The sequence below is a fragment of the Acuticoccus yangtzensis genome (assembly GCF_001927245.1).
In the GTDB taxonomy this organism is placed as follows: Bacteria; Pseudomonadota; Alphaproteobacteria; order Rhizobiales; family Amorphaceae; genus Acuticoccus; species Acuticoccus yangtzensis.
Genome location: NZ_MJUX01000006.1, coordinates 243,387 through 265,174 on the forward strand (window position 1 = coordinate 243,387; position 21,788 = coordinate 265,174).

19 protein-coding genes are annotated in these 21,788 nt (G+C 68.3%); 7 read left to right on the forward strand and 12 right to left on the reverse strand.

Features of this window, described 5'->3' with window-relative positions; genetic code table 11:
* Window positions 1–35: 35 nt before the first annotated feature.
* From BIX52_RS15810 to BIX52_RS15840, 7 genes are all read right to left on the reverse strand, one after another.
* Window positions 36–425, reverse strand: coding sequence for a hypothetical protein (locus BIX52_RS15810; RefSeq protein ID WP_075222046.1), 390 nt, complete (start codon window positions 423–425; stop codon window positions 36–38).
* Window positions 426–788: 363 nt separating this feature from the next.
* Window positions 789–1,610, reverse strand: a complete 822-nt coding sequence (locus BIX52_RS15815) for a sulfatase-like hydrolase/transferase (RefSeq protein WP_075222047.1) — start codon at window positions 1,608–1,610, stop codon at window positions 789–791.
* A 2-nt stretch (window positions 1,611–1,612) separates the two neighbouring features.
* Entirely contained in the window at window positions 1,613–2,755 is a 1,143-nt protein-coding gene (locus tag BIX52_RS15820) for a tetratricopeptide repeat protein (protein WP_083660340.1), read from the reverse strand.
* Window positions 2,756–3,596: 841 nt separating this feature from the next.
* Window positions 3,597–5,381 carry a TRAP transporter large permease gene (locus tag BIX52_RS15825; RefSeq protein WP_245803214.1) on the reverse strand — a complete coding sequence of 595 codons (1,785 nt, stop codon included), beginning with the start codon at window positions 5,379–5,381 and terminating at the stop codon, window positions 3,597–3,599.
* Window positions 5,382–5,567: 186 nt separating this feature from the next.
* Window positions 5,568–6,143 (reverse strand): TRAP transporter small permease subunit, encoded by a 576-nt coding sequence (locus BIX52_RS15830; protein ID WP_075222049.1) that lies wholly within the window; start codon window positions 6,141–6,143, stop codon window positions 5,568–5,570.
* A gap of 66 nt (window positions 6,144–6,209) precedes the next feature.
* Window positions 6,210–7,229: a TRAP transporter substrate-binding protein gene (locus tag BIX52_RS15835; RefSeq protein ID WP_075222050.1), complete on the reverse strand. Its 1,020-nt coding sequence runs from the start codon at window positions 7,227–7,229 to the stop codon at window positions 6,210–6,212.
* A gap of 186 nt (window positions 7,230–7,415) precedes the next feature.
* Window positions 7,416–8,429 carry a TRAP transporter substrate-binding protein gene (locus BIX52_RS15840; RefSeq protein WP_075222051.1) on the reverse strand — a complete coding sequence of 338 codons (1,014 nt, stop codon included), beginning with the start codon at window positions 8,427–8,429 and terminating at the stop codon, window positions 7,416–7,418.
* Window positions 8,430–8,972: 543 nt separating this feature from the next.
* On the opposite strand from BIX52_RS15840, the gene BIX52_RS15845 reads away from it, so the two are divergent.
* On the forward strand, window positions 8,973–9,278 hold the full coding sequence (locus tag BIX52_RS15845; protein WP_075222052.1) for a hypothetical protein: 306 nt from the start codon (window positions 8,973–8,975) through the stop codon (window positions 9,276–9,278).
* Window positions 9,279–9,284: 6 nt separating this feature from the next.
* On the opposite strand, the gene BIX52_RS15850 is transcribed toward BIX52_RS15845, so the two are convergent.
* On the reverse strand, window positions 9,285–11,369 hold the full coding sequence (locus BIX52_RS15850) for a M10 family metallopeptidase (protein ID WP_075222053.1): 2,085 nt from the start codon (window positions 11,367–11,369) through the stop codon (window positions 9,285–9,287).
* Between the two features lie 449 nt (window positions 11,370–11,818).
* Window positions 11,819–12,475, reverse strand: coding sequence for a DUF6101 family protein (locus BIX52_RS15860; protein ID WP_075222055.1), 657 nt, complete (start codon window positions 12,473–12,475; stop codon window positions 11,819–11,821).
* 199 nt (window positions 12,476–12,674) lie between these two features.
* Here BIX52_RS15860 and BIX52_RS15865 point away from each other — a divergent pair, with 199 nt between their 5' ends.
* From BIX52_RS15865 to lpxK, 5 genes are read left to right on the forward strand one after another with little or no spacing between them, the layout of a single operon-like run.
* Window positions 12,675–14,030 (forward strand): TldD/PmbA family protein, encoded by a 1,356-nt coding sequence (locus BIX52_RS15865; protein WP_075222056.1) that lies wholly within the window; start codon window positions 12,675–12,677, stop codon window positions 14,028–14,030.
* Entirely contained in the window at window positions 14,020–14,796 is a 777-nt protein-coding gene (locus BIX52_RS15870) for an inositol monophosphatase family protein (RefSeq protein WP_075222057.1), read from the forward strand. The genes BIX52_RS15865 and BIX52_RS15870 overlap by 11 nt, the downstream gene beginning before the upstream one ends.
* 53 nt (window positions 14,797–14,849) lie before the next feature.
* Window positions 14,850–15,083, forward strand: coding sequence for a DUF4170 domain-containing protein (locus BIX52_RS15875; protein WP_075222058.1), 234 nt, complete (start codon window positions 14,850–14,852; stop codon window positions 15,081–15,083).
* A gap of 7 nt (window positions 15,084–15,090) precedes the next feature.
* A complete protein-coding gene (locus BIX52_RS15880; protein WP_075222059.1) occupies window positions 15,091–16,395 on the forward strand; it encodes a 3-deoxy-D-manno-octulosonic acid transferase in 1,305 nt (434 codons plus the stop codon).
* Complete coding sequence (gene lpxK, locus BIX52_RS15885) at window positions 16,392–17,363, forward strand: tetraacyldisaccharide 4'-kinase (RefSeq protein WP_075222060.1); 972 nt, start codon at window positions 16,392–16,394, stop codon at window positions 17,361–17,363. The genes BIX52_RS15880 and lpxK overlap by 4 nt, the downstream gene beginning before the upstream one ends.
* 634 nt (window positions 17,364–17,997) lie before the next feature.
* On the opposite strand, the gene BIX52_RS23290 is transcribed toward lpxK, so the two are convergent.
* Both BIX52_RS23290 and BIX52_RS15890 read right to left on the reverse strand, forming a co-directional pair.
* Complete coding sequence (locus BIX52_RS23290) at window positions 17,998–18,171, reverse strand: hypothetical protein (RefSeq protein ID WP_157956233.1); 174 nt, start codon at window positions 18,169–18,171, stop codon at window positions 17,998–18,000.
* Between the two features lie 50 nt (window positions 18,172–18,221).
* Window positions 18,222–19,691, reverse strand: a complete 1,470-nt coding sequence (locus BIX52_RS15890) for a malonyl-CoA decarboxylase (RefSeq protein WP_075222061.1) — start codon at window positions 19,689–19,691, stop codon at window positions 18,222–18,224.
* A 70-nt stretch (window positions 19,692–19,761) separates the two neighbouring features.
* On the opposite strand from BIX52_RS15890, the gene BIX52_RS15895 reads away from it, so the two are divergent.
* Window positions 19,762–20,358, forward strand: coding sequence for an NUDIX domain-containing protein (locus tag BIX52_RS15895; protein ID WP_157956232.1), 597 nt, complete (start codon window positions 19,762–19,764; stop codon window positions 20,356–20,358).
* 69 nt (window positions 20,359–20,427) lie between these two features.
* Here the strand turns inward: BIX52_RS15895 and BIX52_RS15900 are convergent, their stop codons facing one another.
* Entirely contained in the window at window positions 20,428–21,678 is a 1,251-nt protein-coding gene (locus tag BIX52_RS15900) for a DUF3422 domain-containing protein (protein WP_245803218.1), read from the reverse strand.
* Between the last annotated feature and the right edge of the window lie 110 nt (window positions 21,679–21,788).

Consider the following 21,788-nt stretch of genomic DNA (forward strand, 5'->3'; position numbering starts at 1 on the left):
AAGATTCGCGTGTCACCCGGTCTCACCCAATACTGTTACGAAACGTCGTCGCTCGGTGTGTCCGCGCCGGAGGCCGGCGGGGTGGTGGTTGCACGAAGCGCGCCGCGTAACTCGGCCACGTCGGCTTCGAGTTTTGCGACCCGTTCTTCCAAGACGCGGTCCCGGTCCGCCCGCGCCTGACGCGCACGGGCAGCGAGCGGCCCGTCGCCCTTTCCGGCCAATCCCTGCCCTGCGGCGAGGCCCTGCCCTGCGGCAAGTCCCTGCCCGACCAGAGGCGCCGCGGCCGGAGCGGCTCCGTCTGTCGCGCCCTGGGCCTGCCGCGCCTCCATGATGCGCCGCAGGAGCTGGCCGCGCTGCGGGCCGCCGCCGGCTCCGCCCGCCCCCTGAGATTGGGGCACCGATTGAGCGGCGGAATTGTTCTGCATCACACGTCGGAGCAATTCGCCGCGACCGCCGCCTTGCCCGCCCGCGCGTGCGCCGAGACCGCCGCCCGCTCCGGGGCCGGAACCTCCAGCGAGGGCGCCACCGGCTCCGAGAGCGCCGCCGGCACCGAGAGCGCCCTGGCCCCTGCGGCGCTGGATCAACTCCCGCAGCGCGCCGCCTTGCGGGGCACCGGCCGTTCGCGCCGCGGGAGTGGCCCCGTCGCCTTGAACCGCGGCACCCGCCTGGCCGCGCTTCTCACGCAGGTTCCGCAACCGCTCGCGGCGTTTGTCGGCATCCGTGTCGCTCATGGTTCGCCCCTCGCCTTCCGTCACAGCCCTACAGACTTTCGCCCCACCCTGAACAACTTAGGGTCGTTTGCCTTCCAAAAATGGCACAGTGAAGGCAATTTCATGCATGACAGGACCGTGCCCGAAGTAGCCGCCTTCGCCAAACGCTTCGCCATGGTCACCCACAATCACGAAGTAGGTGTCTTCAGGCGCCTTCTCGAGCAGTTCGCCGAACAGACCATCGACATACTCGACGCAGCGGACCTGCTGATCATGAAGCGACTTCATCATAGCATCATCGAAGAATTCATCATCGACCTTCCCGCCGCCGTCGCCGCCTTTGGCGAGGGATTTCACGGCGCCGTGGACGCCTGAAATGTGCGGCAAGTTCTCGCCCGAAAGCATATAAGGGTAGTGAGTCTCGCCGAGGTTCAGGAAGTAGTAGGTCGGCTTCTCGGCAGAGAAGGTCATTTCCTTCACCATGCCCGCGAAGTCGTTATGGTTCGACATCAACTTATAGTCATCGAAAAATTTGTTAATAAGTGTAAAGCCGTTCAGAACCGGCATCGAGACCCGGCCGACCGTTTTGTAGCCATGGTCGCGCAACAGCTTCGGCAGTGAGAGTTCCGGGATGAAGTTCTTGAACCCGAGGTCCGGAATACCGAGTCGCTCGACCCAGGCGCCGAAGTCTTCTTTGTAGACTTCGGACGCATACACACCCTGCGGGCTGCGATGGGGGACGAGACCCATCGTGAAGGTGTAATGGGACGGCGCGGTCCACGAGGCGTAAGAAAACCGCTTCTCCGCCGTGCCGAGACGGTCGAAGTTCGGCGTCTTTGCCCGCATGAAGCTGTCATACCGGCAGCTGTCGAGGACCATGAAAACGAGATTACGCGGCATCCTTAAGCACCTGTCGCTTGGAAGGAGCGGAGGTTACGGTTGCGGCGGAAGCCCCCGAAGCGTCGCTCGGTCGTCCCGGATTCGCGCTGCGTCTCCGCTAAGTTGGCAAGATAGTCTTTGACCTTCAAAGCTTTCGCCTTGGGGTCGCCGGGCTCGTCGATCATCCCGGGCAGATCGGGATGCTTGGCCACGAACTCGGGCGAGCCGACGAGCGCGGCCCGGTATTCTTCGAGCGCCTGCTCGGGACGCTCCATCGCCACATAGACATCGCCCATGCGCTTGTGGATCGGACCGGTCTGCCGCGCACCGCGCAACGCCCCGCGCAAGGTCTTCAGCGCGTCGTCGTGACGGCCGAGATCGACCATGCACTCCGCCGCACCGAGCGCGAAGGGCTGCGACTTCGGGTTCAGCTCCATCGCCGCCTCGAAGGCATCGAGTGCCGCCTCGGCCTTGCCTTGCGCGCGCAGCACGAAGCCGAGCGTGGCATAGGGCGTCGGCCGGTCGTCCGCCTGCTCGATCGCGGTGAAGAGAAGCTCCTCCGCCTCGGCGTAGTTCTTGTCGCGAATGTGAAGCATGGCGAGGCGATAGGCGGCCATCCCCATCTGCGGATTGACCTCGAGGATGCGCTTCAGCTCCTCCTTCGCCCCGGCGATATCGCCCGACTTTTCGAGGTTTCCGGCCAGCATGAACCGCGCCGCCAACTGCTGCGGATTGCGCTTCAACGCCTCGCGCAGCCGGGTCGACGCCTCGTCCAGATCACCTTCTTTGGCGAAGATGCGGCTCATGCGGATCTGCGACGAGCCGCGCGCCGGGTCGAGCTGACCAACCTCCTCATAATCCTCCAGCGCGCCGTCGATGTCGCCGAGCTTCTCGCGTGCACGGGCGCTCATGTTGAGCGCCATCGCCGACTGCGGGTCGATCTCCAGTGCATCCTGGAAATATTTCAGCGCCGTCTCGGGATCGCCTTCCTGCATGTGCACCTGGCCGAGACCGATATAGCCGAGCGTCACGTCGGGGTGCGCTTCGACCATTGCCACGAACGCATCGCGCGCGGCGTCGAGCTGGCCATCCTTCAAGAATTGCATCGCCGTTTGAACATCGCGACGCAGCTTGAGCTTGGTCCGGGTGTCCATGGTCTCTTTCATCGCGAATGTCCCTGATGACCCGCACCGCCGAGGAGCGGGCGCTCGCAGCCTGTTCCAAGATGATGGCAAATGTTGCGCGCCGCGTCGGCACACGTTTCAGTGCGGTAAACGTCAAGCGCGGCCTGAAATTCCGCAGAACATCCCCCGCGCGCATTCATCCGCGCCGCCTCCCCGCTCGCTCCGCGGGGCCGGTGCATTCCGCTGTCGGAATGCCCTGGGGTGGGGTCATATGGGTCCATGCAACCCCGCGCTATACCGGGGCGCCTTACACAATTCGCAAACCATAAAGACTTACGCGCGAAACTCACAGTTGACATACACCGGCCCGGGCAAAGCCCGGACAACGCCGAACAAAAGGCACCAAATTAACCTTAACCCGTGGCCCCCGTGTCCACCGGCCGCCATGCTTCTGTCGCCATGCACTAATTCCGACCACTGTCTATAAAGTTCGCTGCAGATAAGCGCAACCGTTAGCCTCGGCCTGCGTGGGCCCGCCCCATCACTTCGCGAGGGGGCCGGATGCACCATTTCGTGATCGTCTCCGCAGCGCTTTGATCGCACGTTTCCCGCATCTCCTGCCCCATTGGGAAGCCGACGCCCCCTTAGAGGCAAGTTCGCGGCCAACGCCCTTTTTGCCCGTAAAGGGCATCACAAATGCCCCTTCCGCGACCCGCTCAAGGCGCTCGAAAGGCCCTTCGGAGGGCGTTCGGCCGGCCAACTATCAGCTCGGCTTGTCAGTGCCGTGACGGGTCCGCCCAGGCGGCACGCGCACGGCTGCAATGCAAAAATGCCCGGACCGTTAAGGTCCGGGCATTCGGTTGCGTGAAGGGCCACTGCGGCGTCAGACGAGGAGCAGCGTGATCTGCGGGAAGAAGAGGATCAGCGCCAGGGTCAGAAGCTGCAGGCCGATGAAGGGGAGGAAGCCCTTGAAGATGTCCGGCAGCGTGATGTGCGGCGGGGCGACGGACTTCAGGTAGAAGGCCGCGGGGCCGAAGGGCGGCGACAGGAAGGACACCTGCATGTTCACGCAGAACAGGATGCCGAACCAGATGCGTACGTCGCCCGGATCCATGCCGAGGTCGAGCTTCAGGATGATCGGCAGGAAGACCGGCATCACCAGGAGCACGATGCCGACCCAGTCCATCAGCGCGCCGAGGAAGAGGAAGATGAGCATCATGATGAGGATGACGGTCATCGGCGCGAGGTCGGCCCCGGTGATGAGATTGGCGACGTAGGCCGGGCCGCCGGCGATCGAGTAGGAGCCGGCCAGCACCGTCGCACCGAACGTCACCATCAAGATGGTGCCGGTGGATTTGAAGGTGCGCTGCAGCGACTGGTAGAACAGCGCCCAGGTGAACTCGCCGCGCACGATGATGAAGAGCAGCACCGCGACGCAGCCCATGCCCGCCGCCTCGGTGATCCCCGTGACGCCGCCATAGATGGAGCCGAGCACGACGAGAACGACCACCATCGGCGCGACGAGGCCCTTGCCCATCGCCCAGCCCTCGCCGGACACGCGGCGGCCGAACACCAGGAAGAGAAGCACCGCGAGCAGGCCCGAGATGGCGAAGAGCATCGCCGCATCGGTGATCGGATCGGCGGTGAAGAAGCCGGAGGTGCGCCCGCCGACGGTGCCTTGGGCGAGGAGGAGCGCACCCGCGACGACGGCGATCCCTGAGACGAGGGTCGTCATGAAGGCGGCGAACCGCACCGGCTTCTGCCAGCCGACGAGGTCGTCCTCCTGCGCCGGCGGCAGCGGGGCCAGCGACGGGTTCAGCTGCGTGCGCACGACGATGTAGATGAGATAGGTCGACGCCAGGATGAAGCCCGGCAGGAAGGCCGCCGTGAACAGCTTCTGGATCGAGGTCTCGGTGACGAGGCCGTAGATGATGAGGACGATCGAGGGCGGGATCATCGTCCCCAGTGAGCCGGACGCGCAGATCGTGCCGATGGCGAGGTTCTGGTTGTAGCCGAGGCGCAGCATCTGCGGCAGGGCGATGAGGCCGAGAAGCACCACCTCGCCGCCGATGATGCCCGACATCGCCGCCATGATGATCGCCATGATGGCGGTGACGAGGGCAATACCGCCGCGGGTGCGGCTGAGCCACACGTTCAGCGACGAGTACATGTCCCGCGCGAGGCCCGAGCGCTCCAGCAGCGAGGCCATGAAGATGAAGAGCGGTACCGAGATGATGACGTAGTCCGTCATCAGCCCGTAGATGCGCTGCGAGAAGACCGAGTAGGGCCCGGTGCCGAACTGGCGGAAGAGCACGTCCGGCCCGAACCGCAGGTAGAGCACGACGACGGCGAGGAAGCCGGACGCGAAGCCGAGCGGCATGCCGATGGCGAGCAGCACGATGATGCCGACCAGGAGGATGACCGAGATCGTCGCGATGTGCATGCCGGAGATCTTCGGCAGCGCGCTATAGGCCTGCCAGAAGACGTCGCGGGCGGGCTGCGAATCGAAGGCGCCCGAGAAGTCCGGAGGCAGCACGAAGATGAGCACGATGGCCGCGCCCGCGAGCACCACGGCGGCCCCGCGATTGTAGCCGCGCAAGGTGAGCACGACGAACGCGGCCAGCGAGATGATGAGGGCAGCAAGCCAGGGGTAGAACGGGATCGGCATGATACAAGGGTCCGTTGGCGCGAAGCGCGTCAGCGTCAGATGCCGCTGGCCCGCGCTGGGGTGGCCGGCGGCCCGGAGGGCAGCGCCGGAGCCGCCGACTGGCGGCCCGCTCGGCGCATCGAGAACCGGGCGCAGAGCGTCCGGGAAGCAGAGGCCGGGCGGAGGTCGACCACCGCCGGCCGAGGATCAGTCGTGGCGATCGCTCACGGTCTGGCGATAGGAACCCTTCAGTTCCTCGATGACGTCATCCTCCACCACGCCTTCCGGCAGCGGCGTCTCGTTCCAGTCGGCGATCAGATTGGCGATCGACTGCAGGATGATGAGCGCCGAAATGATGAGGATGGCGGGCTTCATGGTCGCCGGGATCGGCGGATCCCATGCGGTGCCGAAGGTTTCCCAGCGGCCATATTTCTGGACCGCTTCGGTCATGCCGCCGTGGATCACCATCGCCGCGAAAATGCAGATGCAGATGGTCGAGATGACGTCGAACACCCGTTGCACCCAGCGCGGAACAGCATCGTAAAGCAGCGTGATGCGGATGTGACCGCGCTGCTGCAGCACGTAGAGCCCCGCCAGGAGATAGATGAAGCCGCCGATCCACAGGCTCATCTCGTTGACCCAGAGCGTCGGCCTTTCGAAGAAGTACCGCATGACGACTTCATAGAACATGATGCCGACGATGACGGCGACCAAGAACAGCCCGACGCGACTGATCGCGAGGCTGATATAGTCGATCGGAGATTTGGGTTTGACTTCGTACATGCGGGCGGGGCCTCGGCGCTTCGCGGGAGGGAGAAGGCGGCGGGCCGGAACCCGCCGCGGATCGTGCTATTTTTCGTCGCCGATCAGGCCGATCAGCTCGATGAAGGACTTCTGCGAGGCGATGATCTCCTTCGCCCGCTCGGAATCGCCGTAAGCGTCCCAGGCCTTCAGCGCGCCCTCGCGGAACGCCTTGCGGTCCTCCGGCGTCCAGGCATAGAGCGTCTTGCCGGCGGCCTTCAGCTCGGCCGCGGTGCGGGCGATCTCGACCTCGTGCTCGAGCGAGTTGCGGAAGGACAGCTTCTGCCAACCCACCTCGACGATGCGCTTGATGTCGTCCGGGAACCCTTCCCACTGCTCCAGGCGGATGGCGAAATGGTCCGCCGGCATGGAGTGGAAGCCCGGATAGGTCGCGTGGTCGGCGATGTCGTAGAGGCCGAGCGACTTGTTGATCGACAGGTTCGAGGCGTCCGCCCCGTCGATCACGCCCGATTCCAGGCCGGTGAAGACTTCCGTGAAGTCCATCACGATCGGCGAGGCGCCGAGATTGGCGAAGATTTCGGTCTCCATGCCGGGGGGCGAACGGAACTTCCAGCCCTTCAGGTCCGCCACGTTGGCGAGCGGCTTGGTGGAGGACAGCGACTCCGGCCCGTGCACCCACCAGCCGACGAGGAACATGCCGTATTGGGCATAGAGATCGCGCGCCAGCTCGATGCCGCCGCCCTCATAGAGCCAAGCGTACATCTGCCACGGCGTGTCGTAGCCGCCCATCGGGTCGCCGACGAACTGGAAGGCCTTGTCCTTACCGACCTGGTAGGACGGCTGCGTGGTGTCGCCGTCCAGAATGCCGTTGACGACGGCGTCGAACGTCTCGGCCGACTTCACCACGGCGGACGAGAAGAAGGGCTCGAACGTCACGCGCCCGCCCGACATGGTGGTGACGTCGTCGAAATAGTCCACGAGGTTCTGGCCGGGGACGGAGGCCTCGGGCAGCAGGCTCTGGACGCGCAGCGTGTACTCCTGCGCCTCGGCGGCGGCCGGCAGAAGCAGGCACGCGGACAGCGCGCCGACGGTTAGGACAGTCTTCATACATCCTCCCAAGGAAAGAGGCCTGGCGATCTTGCGCCGCCGGTGCCCCGAATGTCCGGCAGCCCAGACCGCCGGGTTTTTATCGTTGAGCGCCTCGCCCGAAGCGCCGTGATCGTCCGCCGAAGCGGAAGTTCGTTTGAGGTCGGCGGCGGACGGAGCACAGCGCGCCCTCCCGCCACCGGCCGGTCAGTTGTCGCCCAGAAGGCCGATCGTGCCGAGAAACTCCTTGTGCTGGGCGACAAGGGCCTTGGCATTGTCGGAGGTCGCGAAATCGTCCCACGCGGAGACCGCCGCGTCGCGGAAGGTGGCGCGGTCCTCTGGCGACCAGTTGTGCAGAACGATGCCCTTTTCTTCCAACTCGTTGGCGGCGCGCTGGATGTCCACCGCGTAGGCGAGGGTCGTGCGGAAGGAGAGCTTCTGCATCGCCACCTCGACGATGCGTTGCAGATCCTCCGGCATCGCGTCCCAGACGGTCTTGTTGATGGCGAAGTGATCGGCCGGCATCGAGTGGAAGCCGGGATAGGTCGCATGGCCGGCGATATCGTAGAGGCCGAGCGACTGGTTGGTCGACAGGTTCGACGCGTCGGCGCCGGAGATGATCCCGGACTCCAGCGCGGTGAAGACTTCGGTGAAGTCCATCACGATTGGCGAGGCGCCGAGATTAGCGAAGATCTTCGTCTCCATCCCCGGAGGCGAGCGGAATTTCCACTCCTTCAGGTCGTCCGGCCCGGCGATCGGCGCCGTCGACGCCAGCGCCTCCTGCCCCGGAATCCACCAGCCGATGAGCTGCATGCCGAACTCGTTGTAGAGTTTCTGCGCCGCTTCCATGCCGCCGCCTTCATAAAGGAAGGCGTACATCTGCCAGGGCGTGTCGTAGCCGCCCATCGGGTCGCCGACGAACTGGAAGGCCGGGTCCTTGCCGGTCTGGTAGGCTCCGCCGGTCATGTCACCGTCCAGAATGCCGTTGACGGCGGCGTCGAACGTTTCGACGGATTTCACGACGGCGGATGAATAGAACGGCTCGATCGCAATGCGGCCGCCCGACATTACGCTGAGATCGTCGAAGAATTGGGCGGCTTGCTTGCCGGACATCGATTCCGGCGACAAATGAGTCTGAATGCGCAGGGTGATGTCCTGGGCAAAAGCTCCCGTGACAGTCAAAGACGCCAAAGCGGCGCCGGCCAGAGCCGAGCGGATCATTCTTCCCCCCTATTCATCAGGTGCTTATGCACCGTTTTCATTGTGCCATTGGCATCTGCGTCACATTAGCCGAGCCTGCGGCATCAAAGCAACTGGTATGTTATTGTAGAATATTAGTTCCTCGAAGGATTCTTCGTGGAAATTGTGATGCCCATCAATTAAGCGCGCTCAAAATCGCTCCATCTTCAGCAAACCGGACGCACGGTCCCGTTCGTTCGGTGCGATCCTCCTCGCGACTTGCGCCCCCGGCCCCGTGCCTGGGGCGCTTTTTTCGTCAGGCCGCCCCGCGTCCGGTCGCTCCCCGACCCGCGGGGGCGCGACGAGATGGAGGGGGCAAGGCGCAAAAGTGTGACGGGCGTCAAATCCGCGCGTGGAACCCGCCCCCACCTGATCAACACCGGCAGGGAACGCTTCGTCCCCGGCCGGTGCGATCTCCTCGACGACTTGTCCCGGCCGACAGGGCCGGGACCCTTTCGAGGGGGGCGGATCAAAAGGATGCGGCCGGGCGGGGGACGCCACGGCCCACGCACACGAGGCCGGACGATGCTGACCACGGTTCAAGCGGCTCTGAACGACAATGCCGCGTTCGATCTGAGCGACTATGTGAGCGTCGACGTCGCCATCGGCACGGACACCACCTTCAGCTTCACCACCATCGACGGCTTGCTGATCACACTCATCGGGCGCGGCTTCCGGTTCGACGCCAGGCGGCGCCGGCTCATCAGCGGCACACTGAAGGCCGTCTTCATCACCGATGGCCGGACCGGCGACGCCATCACCTCGTTGCAGGACCTCAGCATAGACGTCACCGAGCTGGCGCCGGAGCTGTCGCGCATCGGCTCCTGCTGAGGGGCGTTAGAAAATGAACTCGCGCGCCGAGAGGTCGTCGGCGATGAACCCGGACAGGAGAAGGCTCGCCGCGGGATCGAAGGTGATGAGAACGCCGTCCGCGGTGTCCGCCATCATGGCCGAGAGGGCGCCGAACCCGGCGAGCTCAAGCCCGGAAAGCTGAACCTTGTCGCGCCCCAGCTCGAGGTCGGTGATGACGTCGTCGCCCTGGTCGGGGCCGATGATGAAGCGGTCCGCCCCGGTGCCGCCGCTCATCGTATCGTCGCCCTCGCCGCCGCGAAGATTGTCCCGTCCCGTATTGCCGAACAGAAGGTCGTCGCCGTCCTGGGCGAGGATGATGTCGTTGCCGTCCTCGCCATAGACGGCGTCGTCGCCGCGGCCGGAGCGCAGGTTGTCCCGCCCGCCGCCGCCGCGGATGGTGTTGCCGCCCGCGTTGCCGGTGATGAAGTTCGCGCCGTCGTCCCCGGTGGCCGTGAGGTCCGCCTCGCCCATCAAGGCCAGCGCCTCGACGTTGGCATAGTCGGCGATGTCGAGGTCGAGCGTCTCCGACTTCACGGTGTCGAGCCCCCCGGCGCGCGCTTCGATCACCTGATCGCCCACGCTGTCGACGATGTAGACGTCGTGACCCGCGCCGCCGCTCATGCGGTCGTTGCCGGTGCCGCCGTCCAGCGTGTCCTTGCCCGCGCCGCCGGTCAGCGTGTCGCGCCCCTCCCCGCCGGAGAGGTGGTTCGCCGCGCCGTTGCCGGTGATCGCGTCGTCGCCCGCGCCGCCGGACGCGTTCTCGATCACCACGCCGTTGGCGATGGTGATGCCGCCATAGACACCGTTCGCGTAGGAGAGATAGCCGCCCGCCCCATGCTCGGCCGAGCCGCTGAGCGTCGCCGCGCGCAGGTCGATGATGACGTCTCGCCCGCCGTCCGCGGCGATGGTGTCGATGCCGCCCGCGTCCCAGATGGTGAGGTAGCCGGTGCCGGGGGCGTTGCTCATCGGCACGGAATAGACGTCGTCGCCCGCGTGGTAGCTCGTGTTGGCGCCGTACTTCTCCTGAATCACCGCGATGTCGAGCGCCGCCGGTGTCAGGCTGTAGCCGTAGCGGAAGTCGGACGAGGTGCCCAGCGGCCCGTCCCACCAGGCATCGTTATAGGACATCACCGTGTAGATGCCCTGGTCGAGGCCGTTGTCGTCGTAGGTGGTGGGGATGATGGTGGAGCCGCCGCCGCGGTCGTGCGGGTGGGCGAGGCCGAGGCCATGGCCGAACTCGTGCAGGAAGGTGAGGTAGGTGTAGGAGCCCGGCTCCAGCAGCCCGCCGGCCTCGTCGGACCAGTAGGCGCTGCGGGTGGAGAACCAGCCGACGCCTTCGCCGCGCGTACCCGGCGGGTTGAAGAGGCCGAGCCCGGTCAGATTCGGGCTGTGGGTGAGGATGAAGTCCGCCCCCGCCGCGCTTCCCGTCTCGGTGAAGGTCAGGTTGGCGATGTTGGAATATTCGCCCAGCGCCTCGAACACCTGGGCGCGCTCGTAGGCCGTCCAGGCGGCGGTGTTCAGGATCCCGTCGAACCGCTCCCCCTCGGCGGCGAAATAGACGCTGACGCCGGGGCCGTCGACCTCGGTCCCCCAGTCGATCGCGCGCGTCGGATCGGAGCGGGTGCCCGCACTGATCGAAAGGCGGTAGCCGCCGGAATCACGGGTCTCGTAGGAGCCTGGCACGATGTAATAAGTCTCTGACGTGTCGAAGGTTACCGTGATCCGCGAGTTCAGGGACGCGCCGTCGTCGTCGTTCTCGGCGACGACGTTACCCTGCCGGTCCACGATGGTCAGGTATGGGTCGGCGAGGGCCGGCCCGTCAACGCGCGCGGCCTCCATCGTGATCTCGTAGGGAATGCCGGCTTCGAAGCTGAAGGCGTAGACATCGGCATCCGCGCGGGCTGCGGCGGGGGCTACGATGAGCGTGTCGGTCACCGGAACGCCGAGGCGCAGCGGCGATGCGGTGGCGATCGTGTCGCCCGCGTCGCGCATGATGTCCGGTGCGGCCGGCGGTGTCGGGGTGCGCTGAAGACCCGGCTCGTCGCGAAAGTGTGAAGCGATGTCCTGCATATCCCCGCCGTCGCTGCGCTCGTTCTGGCCGGGACCGCCCGAGCGCTGCGGCCAGACGCGAGGATACTGCGGTGATCCTGCCGCGGGACAGCCGCGCCGCACCGAAACCAGTCACGCGCAACAACAGCGTCCGCGGCGCCCATGTGGGGGACTGCGGCGGATGCCCGGCGGGCCACACAGCCCTCGGTAAGAATGGCGTCGTCCTGCGGCCCGCGGGCGAGCGCCTCCGGTCGGACGAGCGTTTGATGGAGCAGGCGAGCAGGCGTTGGCCGTCACTCTGGGACGCGGGCGAGCGCCTCGCGGGCGCCTTCCTCGTCGAACGGGTGCGCCGTGCAGCGCGGCCGGACTAATCGCCGGATCAGCGCGCAGATCGGCACGGACGGCGGCTCTACGGTTCACCTAACCGCAGACTAAAATCTCACGGCCGCGGCAGAGGCTGCGCGACAGGATCAGCAGGGACGGGCGAGCGCGGTGGCGCGGCGGTGGCGGCCATAGCGCGAGCGGCGGCCGACCAGCGCGGACCCGCGGCGGCGCGGCGAGGGCTTCTCGGTCAGCATCACGCCCAGCGCGTTGAGTTCGGCATGCACGCTGCCGTCCTCGTTGACGGCCAGCAGCGGCAGGTTCAGCGCCTTGCCCCAGGCCTGCCACTCGCGCGCCACCGCGGCCACCTCGGTGGAGGACGACAGCGGGATCGAAAGGCGCGGGTTCTCGTGCACCAGAGTGAGGTTGAAGACCGGCTCGCCATCGCCCCGGCGCACCACAACGCCGACGCCCTTGAACGAGGAGACCGGACGCGTGGAGATCCCGCCGGGGGCCTCCGTCGCTACGGTCAGCGTGTTGTCGGAGGCGGCCAGCGACACCGCCGCACGGCCGCGCGGCGCCGTGCCGCGGCCCGCTCCGGCCTCGCTTTCGCCGCCCGCCATCTGCGTGTCGCGCATCGTTTCGCCCAAGGTTTCGCCGTCCTCAGCGGCGGCATTCAGCGTCACCACGGCGAGGCGCTTCGGCTCCATGTCGTTGTCCGGCACCCAGCGGAAAGCGGAGAGCGGGGCACGCACGGTCGCGGGATGAACGGCATCTCGGGTCATCTTGCAGGCGGCGGCGTTCATGGGGCGTCTCTTTGAAACGTGAACTCTGTGGCTGACCTGAGACTAGCCCCGACCGATTTATGGCCCGGCTAAGTCCGAATGCCGAATGCGCCGGCCTGCGTTGACGGAGGCGTAACCTTGTCCGGGCCGACCCCGCAGGACGCCTCGCCTTTGTGTGAACGCCTTGCCGTGGGCGTTCAGGCTTCCTAAACCATGTCCGATGCCAGTCACTTCCGCCGCTTCAGACACCGCTGATCTCACCCGCCTCGCCGAGGCCGCGCTCGGCGCGGCCACACGCGCCGGCGCCACGTCGGCCGACACCGTGGTCGCCGCCGGAACGTCCACCTCCGTCACGCTGAGGAACGGCGTGATGGAGGAGGTCGAACGCTCGGAGGGGGCCGACATCGGCCTTCGCGTCTTCGTGGGGGCCCGCTCCGCCATCGTCGGCGTCGGCAGCGAACGGGATCTGGCGGACGCCGCCGCCCGCGCCGTCGCGATGGCGCGCGCCGCGCCCGAGGACGACACCGTGGCCCTCGCCGCCGCCGAGGCGCTGGCGGCCGCCCCCTTCCCCGACCTCGACCTCGACGACCGCGAAGAGCCGGACGTGGACGCCCTCACCGCGCGCGCCCGCGCCATGGAAGAGGCGATGCTGGACGTTGCCGGCGTCACCAATTCGGGCGGCGTATCGGCCGGGGCGCGGCGCTCCATGCGCGTGCTCGCCACCACGGCGGGCTTCCTCGGCGCCGTCACCGCCACCACCCACAGCCAGAGCGCCACCGCCATCGCCGGCGACGGCACGCGGATGGAGCGCGACAGCTGGGGCAGCGTGCGCCGTCACCTCGCCGCGCTGGACGATCCGGCCGAGATCGGCCGCACCGCCGCCGCCCGCACCGTTCGCCGGCTCGACGCGCAGCAGCTCACCACGCGCAAGGGCACCATCGTGTTCGAGCCGCGCGTGGCGGCGGGCTTCGTCGGCCATCTCCTGTCGGCCGCCAACGGCGCCGCGGTGGCGCGCGGCGCGTCGATCCTCGCCGGCAAGATCGGCGAGGCTGTGCTCGCCAAGGGCATCACCATCCGCGACGATCCCACCCGCCCGCGCGGCCTCGCCTCCCGCCCGTTCGACGGTGAGGGCCTCGCCTCCGCGCCCCTCGACATCGTCGCGGACGGCGCGCTTGCGGCTTACATCCTCGACTGCGCCACCGCGCGGCGCCTGGGGCTCACGTCCAACGGACGCGCGGCGCGCGGCACCGGCAGCCCCTCCCCCGCCTCCACCAACGTCAGCGTTCTGGGCGGGTCCGGCGACCTCGCCAGCCTCATGAAGGAGGCCGGCGAAGGCGTTCTCGTGACCGACCTCATCGGCATGGGCGCCAACATCGTCAACGGCACCTATTCGCGCGGCGCCGCCGGGTTCTGGTTCGAGAACGGCGAGATCGCCTACCCCGTCGCCGAGATCACCGTGGCCGGGTCGCTGCCGGAGATGTTCGCCGCCGCCCGCTTCGCCGACGATGCGCCCGGCCGCGGCGCGGTCGACGCCCCGTCCATCGCCATCGACGGAATGACCATCGGTGGCCGCTGAGAGCGATCTTGCGCTGCTGACGCGGGCCGTGCGCGCAGCGGGCGAGGTGGCCCTCTCCTTCCGCGGCACGCCGAAGAGCTGGCAGAAGGCGGACGGCTCGCCGGTCTCCGAAGGCGATCTCGCCGCCAACCAGCGCCTGCAGGAGATCCTCTCCCCGGCCCGGCCGGACTATGGGTGGATCTCCGAGGAGAGCGAGCGCACCGGGCACGACCTCCCCGTGTCCTTCATCGTCGACCCCATCGACGGCACGCGCGCCTATATGCGCGGCGAGGACGAATGGTCGATCGTCGCCGCCGTGCTCCACGCCGGACGGCCGGTCGCCGCCGCCATCTTCCGCCCGGTGACGGGGACGCTGTTCGCCGCCGCTCTCGGAGAGGGCGCGACGCGCGACGGCGCCGTCGTACGCGTCACCGGCCGCAGCGGGCTGGCGGGCGCCCGCATCGCAATGCCGGCGGCTTTATATAAAGAGGCGTTCATTGCGGCGGGCATCGAGCGCGCCCCGCCGACGCCCTCGCTGGCGCTGCGGCTCGCCAAGATCGGCGAAGGGCGCATCGACGGGGTGATCACCAAGCCCGGCCCGCATCATTGGGACCTTGCGGCCGCCGATCTCTTCGTGCAGGAGGCAGGCGGAACGTTGACCACGCTGTCCGGTGAGACGCTCAACTATGCGGCCGAGACCACCAGCCATGGCTCAGTCTTTGCCGGTACACCGGAGCTTGCGGAGCCGTTGCGCCGGCTCGCCGCCGAACAGACGGCGGCGCTCTAGGCCCGGCCCCCTCACCCAACGTTCAGTCCCGGCACCAGACATCGGATCCTAAAATGGCGGACAAGCAGCTTCTTCACCTCGTCATCGGCGGCGAGCTGGCCGACCTTCAGGGCATCACCTTCCGCGATCTCAAAGAGGTCGACATCGTGGGCGTGTACCCGAACTATGCCGAGGCGCACAAAGCCTGGCAGGCGAAGGCGCAGCAGACGGTCGACAACGCGCACATGCGCTATTTCATCGTCCACCTGCACCGCCTGCTCGACCCGGAGACCGGCCAGGCCGCGTGACGCGCGCGTGACACGTCTCCTCTGGTCGCTCTACGGCGCGGCCGGAACGGCGCTCTCCCCGCTGGCCCCGCGCTACCTCGCCAAGCGGGCGGCGCGCGGCAAGGAGGACCCCGATCGGCTGGACGAGAAGCGCGGGTTCGCCTCGGGCGCCGCCTTCCCCGGCGCGCCGGTGTGGATCCATGCCGTATCCGTCGGCGAGAGCGTGGCGGCGCTGACCCTGGCGCGCCGCCTGGCCGATGACGGCTGGCCGGTGCTCCTCACCACGTCCACCCCTGCCGCCGCGGCCCGTGTGGCGCCGCAGCTCGGCTCCGGCATGGTGCAGCAGTTCGCGCCGCTGGACATCCCACCCTTCGTCGCCCGGTTCCTCGATCACTGGCGCCCGGCCGCTGCGATCTTCATCGAGTCGGAGATCTGGCCCACCATGCTGCGGGCGCTGGCGCGGCGCGGTGTGCCTCTCGCCCTCGTCAACGCGCGCCTGTCGGACCGTTCGTTCCGCTCCTGGCGGCGGCTCGGCCCCCTGGCGCGCCCGCTGTTCACGGCGATCGACCTGGCGCTCGCCCAGTCGCCGGAGCAGGCGGACCGCTTTCGCGCGCTGGGGGCCCGCGCGGCGGAGGCGACAGGCAACATCAAGTTCGACGCTGCGCCGCCGGCCGCGGACCCCGCCGCCGTGGCCGCCTTGCAGGGCGTCATCGGCGCGCGCCCTGCGTGGCTCGCGGCCAGCACACACCCCGGCGAGGACGAGGTGATCGTCGCCGCCCACCAGACGCTCGCCGCGCGCTGGTCGGACCTCCTCACGATCATCGCCCCGCGTCACGTGGAGCGCGGCGAGGCGGTGGCCGCGCTCGCCGCCGCAGCCGGGCCGGTGACGCGCCGCAGCCTGGGCGAAGAGCCCACCGGGGCGCTCTACGTGGCCGATACGATGGGCGAACTCGGCACCTTGTTCGAGGCGGTGCCGCTTGTGCTGCTCGGCGCGTCGCTGCGCCCCTATGGCGGCCACAACCCGGCCGAGCCCGCGTCCTACGGCGCCGCCCTCCTCACCGGACCGACGCACGGGGTGATGTTCGAGCCCTTCCTTTCCGCCGGCGCCGCCGCCATCGTCGACGATGCCACCCTGGCGGACGGTGTGGCCGCGCTCCTCGCCGATCCCGCCGAGCGCGCGCGCCGCGGCGAGGCGGCCCGCGCCGTGCTGGAGGCGGAGCGCGGCGCGCTTGACCGCACCATGAAGGCCCTCGCCCGCTGGATGCCGCATCGCCCGGCCGGCGCCGCGTCCATGCCGCGCCCTACGCCGGCACCGCAGGCGGCGCGGCGATGAAGGCGCCCGCCTTCTGGTGGACGCCCCGGCGCAGCCTCGCGGCGCACGCTCTCGCCCCGGCCGCTGCGGTGGTCGGCCGCGTGGCGGCGCGGCGGATGGCCCGCCCACCGGCCGAGCGGCTCGCGATCCCTGTCATCTGCATCGGCAACCCTACAGTGGGCGGGGCGGGGAAGACGCCCGTCGCCATCGCCGTCGCCCGCGCGCTGCAGGGGGCGGGCGCGGCCCCGGTCTTCCTCACGCGCGGCTATGGCGGGCGGGCACGCGAACCCGTGGTGGTGGCGCACGAGACTGCGGGCGAGGTGGGTGACGAGCCGATGCTCCTCGCCGCCGTGGTGCCCACCGTCGTCTCGCCGGACCGCGCGGCGGGCGGGCGGCTCGCCGCGCGCCTCGGCAACGTGGTGGTGATGGACGACGGGTTCCAGAATCCGGGCCTCCACAAGACGTGGTCGGCCATGGTGATCGACGGTGCGGTCGGCCTCGGCAACGGCGCCGTCACGCCTGCCGGCCCGCTGCGCGCCCCGCTCACGGCCCACATGGGGGCGGATGCCTGGCTCGTCGTCACCGGCGACGATGCCGCTCGCGCGCCGCTTCCAACGGGCATCGGCCCGGTCCACGAGGTGCGCCTCACCGCCGCCGCCGACGCGCCGCTTGCGGGCGTGCCGGTGCTCGCCTTTGCGGGCATCGGCCGGCCGTCCAAATTCTTCGCCAGTGCGGCAGCGCTGGGGGCGGACATCCGCGCCGCCGTCCCCTTCGCCGATCACCACGCCTTCACCGACGCGGAGGCGGACGGGCTGATCGCCCGCGCCGACGCCCTCGGCGCCGTGCCGCTGACGACGGCGAAGGACATGGTGCGCCTGCAAACTGGCGGACGCAAATGCCAGCGCCTGGCCGCGCTTGCCCGTGTCGTCACCGTTGAGGCGAGCCTGCCGGACACGCTGGTGCGTGAGGTTCTCCGCCTCATCGGCTGACGCCGGGCATGCCGATGCGCCCCCCGGACCAGGCGCCCCGACCATTCACCGCGCCACTTCACACGGCATATCGTCATCGGGCGCCCCGCGACGGCCGACACCACCGCGCCCTATTGCCAACCTGTCGCGGCGGGCGGCGCCGAGGCGACGGGTTCCCCTCCTCGCCTCCACTTCAAAGTCGGCTGTTGCCGACTTCCGCATCCATGATGCGCAGCTGCGCTACGGCGCAGCCGGGTCTCTCCCCTCCGGCAGACTTTCAGTTCCCGAAGAAGGAGGAAGCGGCAGCGGACCGTTCACCCGGACTCCACACGCTCGCCCGTGGAAGAAGCGGGCTGCGCGTGCGTCCGGCCGAGTGCTTGAAAACTGACCCAGTCCTGAGACGGAGAAAGGGCAAGAGGCGTGGCTGTATGACATGCCCAGCCAGCGGATGGACCATGGTGCGGGTCCTTCCGGCCCCCGGAGCCGTCGACACCCGTGGCTTCCCACCGCGCCAAGCTTGCTGACGCGCTTGGTCTGCTGACGTGCGGGGTCTGCCGACGCGCGGGGCCTGCCGACGCGCGGGGCCTGCCGACGCGCGGGGCCTGCCGACGCGCGGGGCCTACCGACGCGCGGGGCCTACCGACGCGCGGCCCGGTCAGCGCGGCCGGGCAAGCAGACGCAGCGCCCAGCCGGCGACCGTGAAGGACCGCCCGGCGGGCGTGGCGACCCTGCGATAGGGGCGCGAGCGCGTCGGCCGGAGCGACGCAATGGGCCATTCCTCCCGCGCGATGCGTCTGCGCTCGTGATCCTCGAAGTCGAAAAACGGCACGTTCCTGTCTCCTTTTGCGTGCAAACTCGTTTGTGTGCACGCAATATGGTTCAGGCTGTCGGCTCGCTTGTGTCCTCCGGCACATTTGTGCGGGTCACCGGCGCGGCGGCTCCGCTTTTCGCCGCGTCCGCCCCCGTCTTGGCGGCAGGCGCCGGGAGCTGGGCGGGCTTGCCCGAGGCCGCCGACGCCCGCTCCGCCACCTTCACCGACCGCGCCAGCTTGGCGACCGCGGGCGCAGCGGCGATCTTGCCCTCGTTCACGAAGGCTTCGTGGTTCTTCTCCACGTCCGACAGGATGTAGCGGTAGTTCACCATCATGCCGTGGGCCGTCGCGAGGCCGCGCGGCGACAGGTCGCCGCCGAAGTCGATCTGCTCCAGCCGCGCGCCGTTGCCGAGGTGGAACCGCGCCACGGGGTCGGTCGGGCGCCCGCCGGTCTTCGCCTCCAGCAGATAATGCGCCGTCAGCGCGGGCAGCACCGCCTCCGCCGCCTTCACCTTGGCGGGGTCGGCGGTCCAGTCGCCCTGAAGGTCGTCCACCAAGGCGCGCGCCGCATCGTCCACCGCGCTGGTGGGGCGCGCGGCCTCCTCCTTCAGCCATTTGGCGAAACCCGGCACCGGCGACAGGGTGACGAAGTTCTTCAGGTTCGGCAGCTCGGTCGCCAGGTCCGTCGCCACCTGCTTGATGAGGAAGGAGCCGAAGGAGATGCCCCTTAGCCCGTCCTGACAGTTGGAGATGGAGTAGAACACCGCCGTCGTCGCCTGCTCCGGGTCGATCGGGTCGCGCGTCTTGGACAAGACCGGGGCGATCGCGCGCGGAATGTCCGTCGTCAGCGCCACTTCGACGAAGATCAGCGGCTCATCCCCCAGGCGCGGGTGGAAGAAGCCGAACAGGCGGCGGTCCGGCACGTCGATCCGGCGGCGCAGATCGTTCCAGTCGGTGATCGCGTGGACAGCCTCGTAGCGGATGATCTTTTCCAGCACCGCCGCCGAGGTTTGCCAGCTAATCTCACGCATGTTGAGGAAGCCGCGGTTGAACCACGCGCCGAACAGGCGCTTCAGGTCGTCGTCCACCACCGCGAGGTCGGGGTGGACGGGCAGCCGCTCGATCAGCTCGCAGCGCATGGCCACCAGCGCCTGGGTGCCGCCCTGCACCTGGTTCAGTCGGCGGAAGATCTCCACCCGGCGCGGCTCGGCCGCCTTCTGCAGCGCCTTGGCCGTGTCGTTGTTCGGCCGGGCGAGGTAGGCGCGGGCCGTCTCGGCAAGCCGCTCCGGCTCCGGCCCATAGTCCGCGGCGAGGGTGCGGAAGATGAAGGTGCGCCCGGCGCTGTCGAGATCGCGGTAGGCGCGCAGGAACTCCGCCGCCCGCTCCAGCGAGGACGATTCGCCGCGCCCGTTCAGCAGCCCTTCGACAAGATCCTTCAAGTCCTCGCGGCTCGGACGCCGCGGCCTTCGCCGCTCGCCGAACAGGCGATTGTCCGTGATCGTCGAGAGCAGGTCGTTGATGACGCTGGTCTGTCGCATGACGGTTCCTCTCCCGCGCGGCGTGGCACGACGGTGGCCTTCAGGTATAGCACTCCAAGGATGAATGGGGATGCCTATGGCCGAACATAGATATAGCGTGCGCCACGTGAAGACCGCCTATCGCGGTTTCATGTCGCTGGACCTTTATGAGGCCACCATCGAGCTCGATGGCCGCACCACCGATATGGTGCGCGAGGTTCACGACCATGGACACGGGGCGTGCGTTCTGCCGTTCGACCCGGACCGCCGGACCTGCCTTCTCGTGCGTCAACTGAGACTGCCCGTTCACGTCGTCGAAGGCAACGGCTTGATCCTCGAGGCGGCGGCCGGCCTGATCGACAAGAACGACGCCAGCCCCGCCGACGGCGCCCGCCGCGAAGCCGCCGAGGAACTGCGCTATCTCGTGCGCAACGTCACCCCGGTCGGCACCGTCTACCCCATTCCGGGCATGGTGACGGAGTTGATGCACTGCTTCGTGGCCGAATATAGCGCCGGCGACAAAATCACCGAAGGCTTCGACGCCGACGAGGACGAGGTGATCGAGGTCGAGGAATGGAGCCTCGACGATCTGTGGCGCGCCTGGAAGGACGGCCGGCTGAAGGACGGAAAGGCGGCGATGTGCCTCATGGGGCTGAAGCTGGAGCGGCCGGACCTCTTCACGGTCTGACGGACCACCCCGGCACCACCACCGCACCGCCTGCACAAGCGGCGAGCGCGCACCGCGATCCGTGCCGGATCAGTGCGGCTTCTCGCCTTTCGCGTGCAGCCGGGCGCGGATCCGGCGCATCACCTTGTACACCAGGAAGGCGACCAGCGGCGCCATGAGGCCGAGCGCCACATATTCCGACACCGGCAGGAGGTGCGTCGCCTTCAAGGCCCGCACGGGGTACGACAGAAGCCCCAAGAGATAGTAGCTGATCGCGATCACCGACAGACCTTCCACCGCCTCCGACAGGATGAGCTGGCGGTACTGGTTGTCGGTCATCGTGCGCATGATCTCCTGGTTCGCCTTGTCCATGGAGACGTCGACACGGGTGCGCAGGATGTCGAGCGCGCGGCCGATGGCCTTCGACAGGTCGTTCTGCCGCCGCTCGGTGGAGGAGATGGTACGCACCGCGGGCGCCAGACTTGCGGTGATGAAGCCCGACAGCGTCGCCCGTTCGTCGAGCTTGGTTTCCATCAGCGTCTGAAGCCGTTCTTCCACTAGCGTGGCATAGGCCCGGCTGGCGGCGAAACGGTAGCTGGTCGCCGCGCGCATCGCCTCCGTTCGGGCCGACAATTGCTGCAAGCGCTCCAGAATGTGCTCGTCGGTGTCGGTGCGGGCGGTCAGCGCTTCGGTCACGCTGGCGAGGTCCTCCTCCAGCGCGTTCAGAACCGGCATGTGGCGCCGCGCCTCGGCGATGCCGAGGAGGGCGAGGGTGCGGTAGGTCTCGGCTTCCAGCAGGCGCTGGATGCGGCGGCCGAGCTGGGCGGCCCCCATCGCCGGGGCTGCGACTTCGAAGGCGATGTAACCGTCCGGCCCCGGCCGCGCGATGGTCGCGAGGGTGAGGTCGCCGCGCAGCACGCCGCCGATGGTGCTGTCACTGGCCGGCAGCTTCGGCTCCGTGACGAGGTCCACCTTCAGCGCCACCATGAGCGCCGCATCGTCCGGCACGCGAGGCGCCATGCGGGCGATGCGCTCGGCCCCCGGCGCCGCACCCGCGGTGGAGATCACAGTGAGCGACATGAACTCGGTGTGCGGCTCCAGGCGGACGATGAGGCTGCCGTCCTCGCGGATCGTGTGCGGCGCGTCGGCGGCGGACGCCTTGTCGAACACCGCGGCGTAGAGGCCGAGGCGCGTCTCGTCCGACGGGGTGAGGAAGGCGAGGTGGTAGATGACCGTCGGCGGGACGAGGGGAAGGTAGGGCCGGTCGTGCGCCTCCCAGATCGCCGTGTCACGGTCGGGGTGGCTGGCGAACGGCAGTTCACCGGCACCCAATGGTTTCATCGTCACGGCCCGTCCTCCGCCCGCCTCGAGGACCACGTTGGCGGTGAACAGGACCAGCCGCAACCGCCAGCGGGCCGATCATCGTGCGATCATGGTCGAGTGTTGCGACA

Bases quoted from the DNA above. Each gene is read 5' to 3' on its own strand.
- BIX52_RS15810 (WP_075222046.1), bottom strand. From the start codon at position 425: ATGCAGAACAATTCCGCCGCTCAATCGGTGCCCCAATCTCAGGGGGCG.
- BIX52_RS15815 (WP_075222047.1), bottom strand. From the start codon at position 1,610: ATGCCGCGTAATCTCGTTTTCATGGTCCTCGACAGCTGCCGGTATGAC.
- BIX52_RS15820 (WP_083660340.1), bottom strand. From the start codon at position 2,755: ATGAAAGAGACCATGGACACCCGGACCAAGCTCAAGCTGCGTCGCGAT.
- BIX52_RS15825 (WP_245803214.1), bottom strand. From the start codon at position 5,381: ATGCCGATCCCGTTCTACCCCTGGCTTGCTGCCCTCATCATCTCGCTG.
- BIX52_RS15830 (WP_075222049.1), bottom strand. From the start codon at position 6,143: ATGTACGAAGTCAAACCCAAATCTCCGATCGACTATATCAGCCTCGCG.
- BIX52_RS15835 (WP_075222050.1), bottom strand. From the start codon at position 7,229: ATGAAGACTGTCCTAACCGTCGGCGCGCTGTCCGCGTGCCTGCTTCTG.
- BIX52_RS15840 (WP_075222051.1), bottom strand. From the start codon at position 8,429: ATGATCCGCTCGGCTCTGGCCGGCGCCGCTTTGGCGTCTTTGACTGTC.
- BIX52_RS15845 (WP_075222052.1), top strand. From the start codon at position 8,973: ATGCTGACCACGGTTCAAGCGGCTCTGAACGACAATGCCGCGTTCGAT.
- BIX52_RS15850 (WP_075222053.1), bottom strand. From the start codon at position 11,369: ATGCAGGACATCGCTTCACACTTTCGCGACGAGCCGGGTCTTCAGCGC.
- BIX52_RS15860 (WP_075222055.1), bottom strand. From the start codon at position 12,475: ATGAACGCCGCCGCCTGCAAGATGACCCGAGATGCCGTTCATCCCGCG.
- BIX52_RS15865 (WP_075222056.1), top strand. From the start codon at position 12,675: ATGCCAGTCACTTCCGCCGCTTCAGACACCGCTGATCTCACCCGCCTC.
- BIX52_RS15875 (WP_075222058.1), top strand. From the start codon at position 14,850: ATGGCGGACAAGCAGCTTCTTCACCTCGTCATCGGCGGCGAGCTGGCC.
- lpxK (WP_075222060.1), top strand. From the start codon at position 16,392: ATGAAGGCGCCCGCCTTCTGGTGGACGCCCCGGCGCAGCCTCGCGGCG.
- BIX52_RS15890 (WP_075222061.1), bottom strand. From the start codon at position 19,691: ATGCGACAGACCAGCGTCATCAACGACCTGCTCTCGACGATCACGGAC.
- BIX52_RS15895 (WP_157956232.1), top strand. From the start codon at position 19,762: ATGCCTATGGCCGAACATAGATATAGCGTGCGCCACGTGAAGACCGCC.
- BIX52_RS15900 (WP_245803218.1), bottom strand. From the start codon at position 21,678: ATGAAACCATTGGGTGCCGGTGAACTGCCGTTCGCCAGCCACCCCGAC.